The organism is Burkholderia sp. MSMB1072, from assembly GCF_001524725.1.
In the GTDB taxonomy this organism is placed as follows: domain Bacteria; phylum Pseudomonadota; class Gammaproteobacteria; order Burkholderiales; family Burkholderiaceae; genus Burkholderia.
The window spans coordinates 16696-28984 of record NZ_LOYC01000058.1; the positions used below are offsets into that span (position 1 = coordinate 16696).

At 66.8% G+C, this 12289-nt stretch carries 7 protein-coding genes; 4 read left to right on the forward strand and 3 right to left on the reverse strand.

All coding sequences use genetic code 11. The features are described from left to right. The first annotated feature begins 277 nt into the window (after window positions 1-277). Together WS89_RS27445 and WS89_RS27450 are read left to right on the forward strand one after the other, a co-directional pair. Window positions 278-4981 carry a glutamate synthase-related protein gene (locus WS89_RS27445; RefSeq protein ID WP_059795128.1) on the forward strand — a complete coding sequence of 1568 codons (4704 nt, stop codon included), beginning with the start codon at window positions 278-280 and terminating at the stop codon, window positions 4979-4981. A gap of 85 nt (window positions 4982-5066) precedes the next feature. Then, window positions 5067-6533 carry a glutamate synthase subunit beta gene (locus WS89_RS27450; protein ID WP_034209758.1) on the forward strand — a complete coding sequence of 489 codons (1467 nt, stop codon included), beginning with the start codon at window positions 5067-5069 and terminating at the stop codon, window positions 6531-6533. Window positions 6534-6593: 60 nt separating this feature from the next. On the opposite strand, the gene WS89_RS27455 is transcribed toward WS89_RS27450, so the two are convergent. Next, a complete protein-coding gene (locus WS89_RS27455; RefSeq protein ID WP_059795130.1) occupies window positions 6594-6992 on the reverse strand; it encodes a hypothetical protein in 399 nt (132 codons plus the stop codon). A 370-nt stretch (window positions 6993-7362) separates the two neighbouring features. Between WS89_RS27455 and WS89_RS27460 the strand changes: the two genes are divergently transcribed. Beyond that, on the forward strand, window positions 7363-8853 hold the full coding sequence (locus tag WS89_RS27460) for an alanine/glycine:cation symporter family protein (RefSeq protein WP_059795132.1): 1491 nt from the start codon (window positions 7363-7365) through the stop codon (window positions 8851-8853). Next, complete coding sequence (gene thpR / locus WS89_RS27465) at window positions 8850-9416, forward strand: RNA 2',3'-cyclic phosphodiesterase (protein WP_059795134.1); 567 nt, start codon at window positions 8850-8852, stop codon at window positions 9414-9416. Before WS89_RS27460 ends, thpR begins: the two co-directional genes overlap by 4 nt. 108 nt (window positions 9417-9524) lie before the next feature. On the opposite strand, the gene WS89_RS27470 is transcribed toward thpR, so the two are convergent. Together WS89_RS27470 and WS89_RS27475 are read right to left on the reverse strand one after the other, a co-directional pair. After that, the gene (locus WS89_RS27470; RefSeq protein ID WP_059795136.1) at window positions 9525-10913 is read right to left on the reverse strand and encodes a D-amino acid dehydrogenase; all 1389 of its coding nucleotides are present in this window, start codon (window positions 10911-10913) and stop codon (window positions 9525-9527) included. 25 nt (window positions 10914-10938) lie between these two features. Beyond that, complete coding sequence (locus WS89_RS27475; protein WP_059499748.1) at window positions 10939-12201, reverse strand: MFS transporter; 1263 nt, start codon at window positions 12199-12201, stop codon at window positions 10939-10941. Window positions 12202-12289 lie beyond the last annotated feature (88 nt).

The following is a 12289-nucleotide window of genomic DNA, read 5'->3' on the forward strand; positions in this document are numbered from 1 at the left end:
CGGGCCAGAAGCGGCGCTGCGGGCGCCGCTTCTTTTTGCACCAAAACGATGCGGCCCCAATAAAACGGCACCATATCAAGGCATTCGTTTAATTGGGGTTAGATCAAGCGGTTTTTGTTGCTATTCCCTTGATTCGTCGCGTATATTCCGAATTCCGGTGGCCCGGGCGAAGCCTGCCCAACCACTGTCGGCCGCGCCGTCTCCCGTCGGGAGCGGGATCGATGGCAACAAGAAAACGGTTCAACGGCCTCCAGGCCCCCTTTACGACGGTGTCCCCATGAACGACCACCAGCAGCCGCTCGCCGCGGTGCCCGCCGCACAAGGTCTGTACGACCCGCAAAACGAACACGACGCCTGCGGCGTCGGCTTCGTCGCTCACATCAAGGGCAAGAAGAGCCACGAGATCATTCAGCAGGGTCTGAAGATTCTGGAGAACCTCGATCACCGCGGCGCGGTCGGCGCCGATCCGCTGATGGGCGACGGCGCGGGCATCCTGATCCAGATTCCGGACGCGTTCTATCGCGAGGAAATGGCGAAGCAGGGCGTGAATCTGCCGCCGGCCGGCGAATACGGGGTCGGGATGATCTTCCTGCCGAAGGAGAACGCATCGCGTCTCGCGTGCGAGCAGGAGCTCGAGCGTACGGTGAAGGCCGAAGGCCAGGTCGTGCTCGGCTGGCGCGACGTGCCGGTCGACCATGCGATGCCGATCTCGCCGACGGTGAAGGCGAGCGAGCCGCTGATCCGCCAGATCTTCATCGGCCGCGGCAAGGACATCATGGTGACGGACGCGCTCGAGCGGAAGCTGTACGTGATCCGCAAGACGGCGAGCCACCGCATCCAGGCGCTGAAGCTCAAGCACGGCAAGGAATACTTCGTGCCGTCGATGTCGGCGCGCACGGTCGTCTACAAGGGGCTGCTGCTGGCAGGCCAGGTCGGCGTGTATTACCGCGACCTGCAGGATCCGCGCGTCGTGTCGGCGCTCGCGCTCGTGCACCAGCGCTTCTCGACCAACACGTTCCCGGCGTGGGAGCTGGCTCACCCGTACCGGATGATCGCGCACAACGGCGAGATCAACACCGTGAAGGGCAACGTGAACTGGCTGAACGCGCGTACCGGCGCGATCGCGTCGCACGTGCTCGCCGACGATCTGCCGAAGCTGTGGCCGCTGATCTACCCGGGCCAGTCGGATACCGCCTCGTTCGACAACTGTCTCGAACTGCTGGTGATGGCCGGCTACCCGCTCGTGCACGCGGTGATGATGATGATCCCGGAAGCGTGGGAACAGCACACGCTGATGGACGAGAACCGCCGCGCGTTCTACGAATACCACGCCGCGATGATGGAGCCGTGGGACGGCCCGGCCGCGATCGCGTTCACCGACGGCCGCCAGATCGGCGCGACGCTCGACCGTAACGGCCTGCGCCCCGCGCGCTACATCGTGACCGACGACGACCTCGTCATCATGGCGTCGGAAGCCGGCACGCTGCCGATCCCCGAATCGAAGATCGTCAAGAAGTGGCGCCTGCAGCCGGGCAAGATGTTCCTGATCGACATGGAACACGGCCGCATCATCGACGACAAGGAGCTCAAGGACAACCTCGCGAACGCGAAGCCGTACAAGAGCTGGATCGACGCGGTGCGCATCAAGCTCGACGAGATCGAGCCGAAGGCCGAGGAAGTCGCGGCCGGCCGCACGCAGGGCGCCGCGCTGCTCGATCGCCAGCAGGCGTTCGGCTATACGCAGGAGGACCTGAAGTTCCTGATGGCGCCGATGGCGCAGCAGGGCGAAGAGGCCGTCGGCTCGATGGGCAACGACTCGCCGCTCGCGGTGATGTCGAACAAGAACAAGACGCTCTATCACTACTTCAAGCAGTTGTTCGCACAAGTCACCAACCCGCCGATCGACCCGATCCGCGAGAACATGGTGATGTCGCTCGTGTCGTTCATCGGCCCGAAGCCGAACCTGCTCGACACGAACAACATCAACCCGCCGATGCGTCTCGAAGTGTCGCAGCCGGTGCTCGACTTCAAGGACATCGCGAAGATCCGCGCGATCGACCAGTACACGGGCGGCAAGTTCAGCGCGTACGAGCTGAACATCTGCTACCCGGTCGCGTGGGGCAAGGAAGGCATCGAGGCGCGCCTCGCGTCGTTGTGCGCCGAAGCCGTCGACGCGGTGAAGTCGGGCTACAACATCCTGATCGTGTCGGACCGCAAGACCGACGCCGAGCACGTCGCGATTCCGGCGCTGCTCGCCACGTCGGCGATCCACACGCACCTCGTCCAGCAAGGGCTGCGCACGAGCACGGGCCTCGTCGTCGAGACGGGCTCCGCGCGCGAGACGCACCACTTCGCGCTGCTCGCGGGCTACGGCGCGGAAGCCGTGCACCCGTACCTCGCGATGGAAACGCTCGCGAAGATGGCGGAAGGCCTGCCGGGCGACCTGTCGCCGGAGAAGGCCATCTACAACTTCACGAAGGCGGTCGGCAAGGGCCTGCAGAAGGTGATGTCGAAGATGGGCATCTCGACGTACATGTCGTACACCGGCGCACAGATCTTCGAAGCGCTCGGCCTGTCGAGCGACCTCGTCGAGAAGTACTTCAAGGGCACGGCGTCGAAGGTCGGCGGCATCGGCCTGTTCGAAGTCGCGGAAGAAGCGATCCGCCTGCACCGCGACGCGTTCGGCGACAGTCCGGTCCTGCGCGACATGCTCGACGCGGGCGGCGAGTACGCGTACCGCGTGCGCGGCGAAGACCACATGTGGACGCCGGATTCGATCGCGAAGCTGCAGCACGCGACGCGCAGCAACTCGTACCAGACGTACAAGGAATACGCGCACCTGATCAACGACCAGACCAAGCGTCACATGACGTTCCGCGGCCTGTTCGAGTTCAAGGTCGAGCCGACCAAGGCGATCCCGATCGACGACGTCGAGCCGGCGAAGGAGATCGTCAAGCGCTTCGCGACGGGCGCGATGTCGCTCGGTTCGATCAGCACCGAAGCGCACGCGACGCTCGCGGTCGCGATGAACCGGATCGGCGGCAAGTCGAACACCGGCGAAGGCGGCGAGGACCAGAAGCGCTACCGCAACGAACTGCGCGGCATTCCGATCAAGTCGGGCGAGACGCTGAAGTCGGTGATCGGCGACGAGATCGTCAGCGACATTCCGCTGAAGGACGGCGACTCGCTGCGCTCGAAGATCAAGCAGGTCGCGTCGGGCCGCTTCGGCGTCACCGCCGAGTACCTCGCATCGGCCGACCAGATCCAGATCAAGATGGCGCAGGGCGCGAAGCCCGGCGAAGGCGGCCAGCTGCCGGGCCACAAGGTGTCCGACTACATCGGCAAGCTGCGTTACTCGGTGCCGGGCGTCGGCCTGATCTCGCCGCCGCCGCACCACGACATCTACTCGATCGAGGATCTGGCGCAGCTGATCCACGACCTGAAGAACGTGAACCCGGTGGCGAGCATCTCGGTGAAGCTCGTGTCGGAAGTGGGCGTGGGCACGGTCGCGGCCGGTGTCGCGAAGGCGAAGGCCGACCACGTCGTGATCGCCGGCCATGACGGCGGCACGGGCGCGTCGCCGCTGTCGTCGGTGAAGCATGCGGGCACGCCGTGGGAACTCGGCCTCGCCGAAACGCAGCAGACGCTGGTGCTGAACCGCCTGCGCGGCCGTATCCGCGTGCAGGCCGACGGCCAGATGAAGACTGGCCGCGACGTCGTGATCGGCGCGCTGCTCGGCGCGGACGAATTCGGCTTCGCGACGGCGCCGCTCGTCGTCGAGGGCTGCATCATGATGCGCAAGTGCCACCTGAACACGTGCCCGGTCGGCGTCGCGACGCAGGATCCGGTGCTGCGTGCGAAGTTCAAGGGCCAGCCCGAGCACGTCGTGAACTACTTCTTCTTCGTCGCCGAGGAAGTGCGCGAGATCATGGCGCAGCTCGGCATCGCGAAGTTCGACGACCTGATCGGCCGCGCCGACCTGCTCGATACGCGCAAGGGCATCGAGCACTGGAAGGCGAAGGGCCTCGACTTCTCGCGCGTGTTCTACCAGCCGGAAGAATGCGAGGACGTCGCACGGCGTCACGTCGACGTGCAGGATCACGGCCTCGAGCGCGCGCTCGACCACGTGCTGATCGAAAAGGCGAAGGCCGCGATCGAGAACGGCGAGCATGTGTCGTTCATCCAGCCGGTGCGCAACGTGAACCGGACGGTCGGCGCGATGCTGTCGGGCGTGATCGCGAAGAAGCACGGCCACGACGGTCTGGCCGACGACGCGGTGCACATCCAGCTGAAGGGCACGGCCGGCCAGAGCTTCGGCGCGTTCCTCGCGAAGGGCGTGACGCTCGACCTCGTCGGCGACGGCAACGACTACGTCGGCAAGGGCCTGTCGGGCGGCCGGATCATCATCCGTCCGACCAACGACTTCCGCGGCAAGTCCGAAGAAAACATCATCTGCGGCAACACGGTGATGTACGGCGCGATCGAAGGCGAAGCCTTCTTCCGCGGCGTCGCGGGCGAGCGCTTCTGCGTGCGTAACTCGGGCGCGACGGCGGTCGTCGAAGGCACGGGCGACCACGGGTGCGAATACATGACGGGCGGCACGGTCGTCGTGCTCGGCGAGACGGGCCGCAACTTCGCGGCCGGCATGTCGGGCGGCATCGCGTACATCTACGATCCGGAAGGCACGTTCGCGGCGAAGTGCAACAAGTCGATGGTCGCGCTCGATCCGGTGCTGCAGCAGGCCGAGCAGGAGCGCACGGTCGACCGCGCGCTCTGGCACGAAGGCACGACCGACGAAGCGCTGCTCAAGGGGCTCGTCGAGCGTCATTTCCAGTTCACGGGTTCGCCGCGTGCGAAGTCGCTGCTGGAAAACTGGGACGCGGCGCGCCGCCAGTTCGTGAAGGTGTTCCCGCACGAATACAAGCGCGCGCTGGGCGAGATCGGTGCGAAGAAGGCGGCGAAGGAAGTGCTGGCCGCCTGAGCGACGAACGACATAGCGAATGCCGCGCGCGCCTGACGGCCGCGCGCGGCTCCCCCACCCGATACACCGAACAGAAGAGCACCTTATGGGCAAGGCAACCGGTTTTCTGGAGTTCGAACGCCGCCACGAGGCGTACGAAGCACCGCTCACGCGCGTGAAGCACTACAAGGAATTCGTCGCGGCGCTGACCGACGCGGACGCGAAGATCCAGGGCGCGCGCTGCATGGATTGCGGCATCCCGTTCTGCAACAACGGCTGCCCGGTCAACAACATCATTCCGGACTTCAACGATCTCGTTTACCGCCAGGACTGGCAGCAGGCGATCGAAGTCCTGCATTCGACCAACAACTTCCCCGAGTTCACGGGCCGCATCTGCCCGGCGCCGTGCGAGGCGGCCTGCACGCTCGGGATCAACGACGACCCGGTCGGCATCAAGTCGATCGAGCACGCGATCATCGACAAGGCCTGGGCGGAAGGCTGGGTGAAGCCGCTGCCGGCCGAGCACAAGACCGGCAAGAAGGTCGCGATCGTCGGTTCGGGCCCCGCGGGCCTCGCCGCCGCGCAGCAGCTCGCGCGGGCCGGCCACGACGTGACGGTGTTCGAGAAGAACGACCGCATCGGCGGCCTGCTGCGTTACGGGATCCCCGATTTCAAGCTCGAGAAGTGGCTGATCGACCGGCGCATGCGCCAGATGGAAGCGGAAGGCGTGACGTTCCGCACGAGCGTGTTCATCGGCAAGGATCCGCTGCCCGAGTCGATCGGCAGCCTCGCGAAGGAAACCATTTCGCCGGACACGCTGAAGGAAGAATTCGATGCAGTCGTGATCGCCGGCGGTTCGGAAACGCCGCGCGACCTGCCGGTGCCGGGCCGCGAGCTCGCGGGCGTTCATTTCGCGATGGACTTCCTGCCGCAGCAGAACCGCGTGAACGCCGGCGACAAGCTGGTCGACCAACTGCTCGCGAAGGGCAAGCACGTGATCGTGATCGGCGGCGGCGATACGGGTTCGGACTGCGTCGGCACGTCGAACCGTCACGGCGCGAAGCAGGTCACGCAGTTCGAACTGCTGCCGCAGCCGCCGGAAGAGGAGAACAAGCCGCTCGTGTGGCCGTACTGGCCGATCAAGCTGCGCACGTCGTCGTCGCACGAGGAAGGCTGCGAGCGCGACTGGGCGGTCGCGACGAAGCGTCTCGAAGGCAAGAACGGCAAGGTCGAGAAGCTGATCGCGGTGCGCGTCGAGTGGAAGGACGGCAAGATGCAGGAAGTGCCGGGTTCCGAGTTCGAAATGAAGGCCGATCTCGTGCTGCTGGCGATGGGCTTCACGCAGCCGGCCGCGCCGGTGCTCGACGCATTCGGCGTCGCGAAGGATGCGCGCGGCAACGCGCGTGCGGCGACCGAAGGCGATCGTTCGTACTACACGTCGGTCGACAAGGTGTTCGCGGCAGGCGACATGCGGCGCGGCCAGTCGCTCGTGGTGTGGGCGATCCGCGAGGGCCGCCAGTGCGCGCGCTCGGTCGATGCGTACCTGATGGGGCATTCGGAACTGCCGCGCTGAGCTGAATCGCGCAAGCGGGTTTCGACGAAAGCCGGGCGTCCGAGAGGGTGCCCGGTTTTTTTATTTCCGAAGCGGTGGACGATCGTGGGCTTGTCCGGTCGGGGCGCCCAGCGGGTCGACGGTTCGTCCGTAGCTTGCAAGCTGCTCGTTGCAGTCGATCATCGCGGTGTATCGGATTTCGTCGACGCGCAGCGGCCATTCCCACACACCCAGCTTCCACGCGTGATACTGCGGCGCGCCGTCGAACCGGATGCTGTCCGGCCGTATCCCATGCTCCTTGAGGAGGCGGATCTCGACCGTTTTTCGGAGCGTATCGACAGCCATGTCGGGGCAACTGCCTTCGGTCCGCTCATATCGGGAAGTCGCGACGACGAAAAATAGGAGCGCGTAGATGCAGATCGTTACGGTCACCACCCGGAGAACCAGCCGGAACCATCCGCGTACGATTCTGGAAATCATGGCGCTCTCAATGCGGGATGAACAACGGGAGGGGTAACCCCGGCAGCAGAATGCCCGGCGCCGGCGGAGGCCTGCCAGCGCACCTGTCCCAAATCGCGTGTCGGGCCCGCGTGCTCGCAAGACATTGCGACGTCCGGATTTTCACGTCAGGCGCACGCGCCAGCCAACAGCCTGGACCGGAAGGGTCATCGCCTCGCTACCGCCGCATTTTCACGAAGCGTCGTCTAACCTGACGACATCCGACCTTGATTTTTCATCATCTCAATTTCTTTCGTTTTGTAATAATCCTTGAAAACTGTCATATCATGTCGCCCCTCGGGCCGCGTTTGCGGCCGCCGCACATGACTGACGCTATTTACAAGGACTCTGGATGGAAGCATTCGTGCAAGGGCTGGTCGACGCCGTCAACGGCGTGTTGTGGAATTACGTGCTGATCGCACTGCTGCTCGGCGTGGGCATGTGGTTCACGCTGCGATTCCGGATGATCCAGCTGAAGGCGCTGTTCCTCAGCATCAAGCTGGTCGGCAGCAAGGGCGAACCGGGCAGCATTTCGTCGTTCCAGGCGTTCGCGACCGGGCTCGCGAGCCGCGTCGGCACCGGCAACATCGCCGGCGTCGCGGTCGCGCTGACGGTCGGCGGGCCGGGCGCGATCTTCTGGATGTGGATGACGGCGCTCGTCGGGATGTCGTCCGCGTTCGTCGAGGCCACGCTCGCGCAGATCTTCAAGGTGTCGCACGCGGACGGCAGCTATCGCGGCGGCCCCGCGTACTACATCCAGACGGGCCTGCGCTCGCGCGGCTTCGGCGTGCTGTTCTCGCTGTCGCTGATCCTCGCGTTCGGCTTCGTGTTCAACGCGGTGCAGGCCAATGCGATCGCCGACGCGTTCGACACGTCGTTCGGCTGGAGCCGCGCGAGCGTCGGTCTCGGGCTCGTGCTGCTGACCGCGCCGATCATCTTCGGCGGCATCCGCCGGATCGCGGCGGTCGCGCAGGTGATCGTGCCCGTGATGGCGATCGGTTATCTCGCGCTCGCGGTCTATGCGGTCGCGACGCACATCGCGCTGGTGCCGGGCGTGATCGCGCTGATCGTGAAAAGCGCGTTCGGCCTCGAGCAGGCGGCGGGCGGGCTGACGGGCTATGCCGTCAGCCAGGCGGTCGCGATGGGCGTGAAGCGCGGGCTGTTCTCGAACGAGGCCGGCATGGGCAGCGCGCCGAATGCGGCGGCGACCGCCAGCACGCGCCATCCGGTGGTGCAGGGGTTGATCCAGATGCTCGGCGTGTTCGTCGACACGATCGTAATCTGCAGTGCGACGGCCTTCGTGATCCTGCTGTCGGGCCAGTACGAGCTCGGTACCGGCATGGAAGGCGCGGCGCTCACGCAGCGCTCGATCGCGAGCCACGTCGGCGACTGGGGCGGCATCTACATGGCGTTCGCGATCTTCTTCTTCGCGTATTCGTCGGTGATCGGCAACTACGCGTATGCGGAAGGCAACGTCGAATTCATCACGAAGCGGCGCGGCGTGCTGCCGCTGTTCCGCGTCGCGGTGCTCGGCATGGTGATGTTCGGCAGCGTCGGGCAACTGCCGCTCGTGTGGGCGATGGCCGATACGAGCATGGGGCTGATGGCGATCATCAACCTGATCGCCATCCTCGCGCTCGGCAAGTACGCGCACGCCGCGTGGGCCGACTATCGCCGCCAGCGCGCGGCGGGTGTTACCGATCCGGTGTTCACGCGCAACACGATCCCCGAACTCGCGCGCGTGCTGCCGGGCGATGTGTGGGGCGAACACGGCCCGCTGCCGCAGCGTCCGGCGTCGGCCGATGCATCGAACCCACCGCGGGCGGCCGTGAGCGAGTCATGAATGGAGACCGGCTCCGTGCGTTCGTCGCGCTGATGCCCGATACGGCGTCGCGCGACGCGCTGCACGCGTTGCCGGTCACCCGTGGCGCGCGGCGCACGCTGCCCGCGCAACTGCACATGACGCTCGCGTTCGTCGGCGCGATCGAGCGGGAACGGTGCGACGCGCTGGCCGCGCACCTGCCCGCGCTCGCGGCCGCGCATGCGTTGCCGTCGTTGCCGGTCGAGCGGATCGCGTGGTGGCCCAGCCTGCCGCGCGCGAGGCTGATCGTTGCGGAACTTGCGGCCGACGCCGCTTGCGTCGCGCTGAATGCGGGGCTCGCGGCGCTGCTGCGCGAACTCGGGGTGCCGGCCGATCGGCGGCCGTTCCGGCCGCACGTGACGCTCGCGCGGCTGCCGCACGACGCGGTCGGCCAGCCGGCGCACGGCGGTGCGGTGGGGCGTGCCGTCGCGCTGCGGTTCGACGCGCTCACGCTGTTCGAAAGCCGGTTGTCGCACGAAGGCGTGTCGCACCGGCCGATCGTGTCGGCGCCGATTGCCCGGGCGGACGACGCGGCGACGGGTTGAGCCGCCCCGGCGCGTCCGGCGAATCGCTGAGACCGGTCGCCCTCCCGATCGTTTCGGATGCCGACGTGCCGCTCTGCATCGTGCCGCGCACGTCGCCCGGCGTCCTGCCTAGCGCTCGTAGCGCGCGAGCGTCAGCCCCGACAAATCGATCTCCGGCTCCTGCCCCGTGACGAGATCCGCGAGCACCTTCCCCGATCCCATCGACATCGCCCAGCCGGTCGACCCGTGACCGACGTTCAGCCACAGTCCGTCGATGCGGCTCGCCCCCAGCAACGGCGGCCCGTCGGGCGTCATCGGGCGGCGGCCGACCCCGAAGCGGGCGGACGCGCGCTTGGCCGCGTGCGGGAACCAGTCGTCGAGCACCTTCATCAGCGTATCGAGCGCCTGCTGCCGCAGCGCCGCGTGCCGGTTGCCGAGTTCCGCGGTGCCCGCGACGCGCAGCGTCGGGCCGAAGCGCGTGATCGCCGTCTTCAGCGATTCGTCCATCAGCGCGGCGCGCGGCGCCCTTTCGTCGTCGACGACCGTGAGCGTCGCCGAGTAGCCTTTCACCGGATACAGCGGCACGTCGATGCCATGCGGCCGCAGCAGGGCGGCACTGTCGACGCCGAGCGCGACCACGATCGCGTCGGCTGCAAGCAGCCCGTCGCGCGGCAGGGTTCCGGTCGACGCGGCGCGGTCCGGCGCCGGGCGGCTGGGCTGCCCCCCGTCACGCAAGCCGGTGCCCGCAGTGTCGGTGCCCGCGCCTTCATCGCACGGCGCGCGGCCATCCGTTCCGGCCGCGCCTACCCGCACGCCGCGCACCTTGCCGCCCGCGACGTCGAGCGCATGAATCGCGGTGCGGAATCGGAACGTCACGCCGTTCGCTTCGCACAGCGCCCGCAGTTCGCGCGTGAAGCGCGCGCAATCGCCGGCTTCGTCGTCGGGCAGGTAGATGCCGCCGACGGGGGCCTGTCGCGCCCAGCGCAAGCCGGGCTCGATCGCGGTGCAGCCGGCGGCGTCGAGTTCGCGAAACGCGATGCCGGCGTCGCGCAGCACCTTCAGCGCCGGTTGCACCATCTCGACGTCGAATGCGCCGCGCAGCAACTGCAGGTAGCCGCGGCTCGCACCATAGTCGAACGGATGACGGTCGCGAAACACATGCAGGCACGCGCGGCTGTAATACGCGATGCGCTGCATCCGCTGCTTGTTCACGCGGAACCGCTCGAACTCGCATTCGCGTAGCCAGCGCGCGATCCAGCGCCACTGCGCGGCATCGAGCGTCGGCCGGAAGATCAGCGGCGACGCAGGCTTGAACAGGTATTTGAGGATCTTGCCGGGCATCCCAGGCGCGGCCCACGGCGTCACGTAGCCGGGTGCGATCACGCCCGCGTTGCCGAGGCTCGTCGCTTGCGCGACATCGGCCTCGCGTTCGATCACGGTGACGTCGCAGCCTGCTTCGCGCAGGTGCCAGGCAGTGGTGACGCCGATCACACCGGCGCCGAGAACGATCACGTGCATGCGGGTTCCCGAACGGGCAAGGTGCTTACGATGCGACGGCCGGATCGTCGGCGAGCGACTTGCCGCGCGTTTCCGGCAGCACGAGCGCGGCGACGATCACGAGCAGGTAGCCGCCGCCCGCGACGAGCCCGATCGCCTTCACGAGCGACATCGACTGCGACAGCGATCCGACCAGGATCGGGAAGAACGAGCCGAGCCCGCGGCCGAGGTTGTAGCAGAAGCCCTGGCCCGAGCCGCGGATCGCGCCCGGATACAGCTCCGACAGATACGCGCCGACGCCCGCGAAGATGCCCTGCACGACGATGCCGAGCGGGAAGCCGAGCAGCAGCATCGCGGTATCGGTGATCGGCAGCATCGTGTAGGCCATGCCGAGCGAGAACGAGCCGACCGCGAACAGGATGAACGACGCGCGTCGGCCGAGCCGGTCGGACAGGATCGCGCCGACCACGTAGCCGACGAACGAGCCGACGATCAGCACGACGAGATAGCCGCTCGTGTTGAACACCGACAGGTGGCGCACGGTTTTCAGGTAGGTGGGCAGCCACGTCGTGATCGCGTAGTAGCCGCCGAGCATGCCGGTGCACAGCGCGCTGCCGAACAGCGTCGCGCGCAGGTGCGGCGGCGAGAAGATCTCGAGGAAGTGGCCCGACACGCGGCCTTCGTCGCGGGCGCGGCGCGTGGCCGTGTAGATGTCGGGATCGCTGACGTTGCGGCGGATGTACAGGATCCACAGCGCGGGCGCGAGACCGATCCAGAAGCACGCGCGCCACGCGAGCTGCTCGGGCAGCAGCGCGAAGAACGCCCAGTACAGGATCGCGGCCGCGCCCCAGCCGAACGACCAGCTGCTCTGCACGGTGCCGACTGCCTTCGCGCGATGCTCGGGCGAGCGGATCGTCTCGGCCATCATGATCGTCACGACCGACCATTCGCCGCCGAAGCCGAAGCCCTGCAGCGTGCGCGTCGCAAGGAGCTGCCAGAACGAATGCGTGAAACCGGACAGGCACGTGAACAGCGCGAACGTCGCGATCGTCCACTGCAGCACGCGCACGCGGCCGAAGCGGTCTGCGAGGATGCCGGCGACCCAGCCGCCGATCGCCGACGAGATCAGCGAACTCGTCGCGATCATCCCGGCCTCGCTCTTCGTCATGCCCCAGGTGGCGATCAGCGTCGGAATGAGGAACGAATAGATCATGAAGTCGAACGCATCGACTGCATAGCCGCCGAATCCGGCGTACAGCGTTCGTCGCTCGCGCGTCGACAATTCGTTGAACCACTGGAATGCCTGCATGCCTGCCGCCCCCTCTTGTGTCGTCTCTCGTATCGCGCTGCCGTACGGCGGCTATTTTACGGGCGGGATGAAGGGCGCCAAAAAGGTG

Bases quoted from the DNA above. Each gene is read 5' to 3' on its own strand.
- WS89_RS27455 (WP_059795130.1), bottom strand. From the start codon at position 6,992: ATGATTTCCAGAATCGTACGCGGATGGTTCCGGCTGGTTCTCCGGGTG.
- WS89_RS27460 (WP_059795132.1), top strand. From the start codon at position 7,363: ATGGAAGCATTCGTGCAAGGGCTGGTCGACGCCGTCAACGGCGTGTTG.
- WS89_RS27445 (WP_059795128.1), top strand. From the start codon at position 278: ATGAACGACCACCAGCAGCCGCTCGCCGCGGTGCCCGCCGCACAAGGT.
- thpR (WP_059795134.1), top strand. From the start codon at position 8,850: ATGAATGGAGACCGGCTCCGTGCGTTCGTCGCGCTGATGCCCGATACG.
- WS89_RS27470 (WP_059795136.1), bottom strand. From the start codon at position 10,913: ATGCACGTGATCGTTCTCGGCGCCGGTGTGATCGGCGTCACCACTGCC.
- WS89_RS27450 (WP_034209758.1), top strand. From the start codon at position 5,067: ATGGGCAAGGCAACCGGTTTTCTGGAGTTCGAACGCCGCCACGAGGCG.
- WS89_RS27475 (WP_059499748.1), bottom strand. From the start codon at position 12,201: ATGCAGGCATTCCAGTGGTTCAACGAATTGTCGACGCGCGAGCGACGA.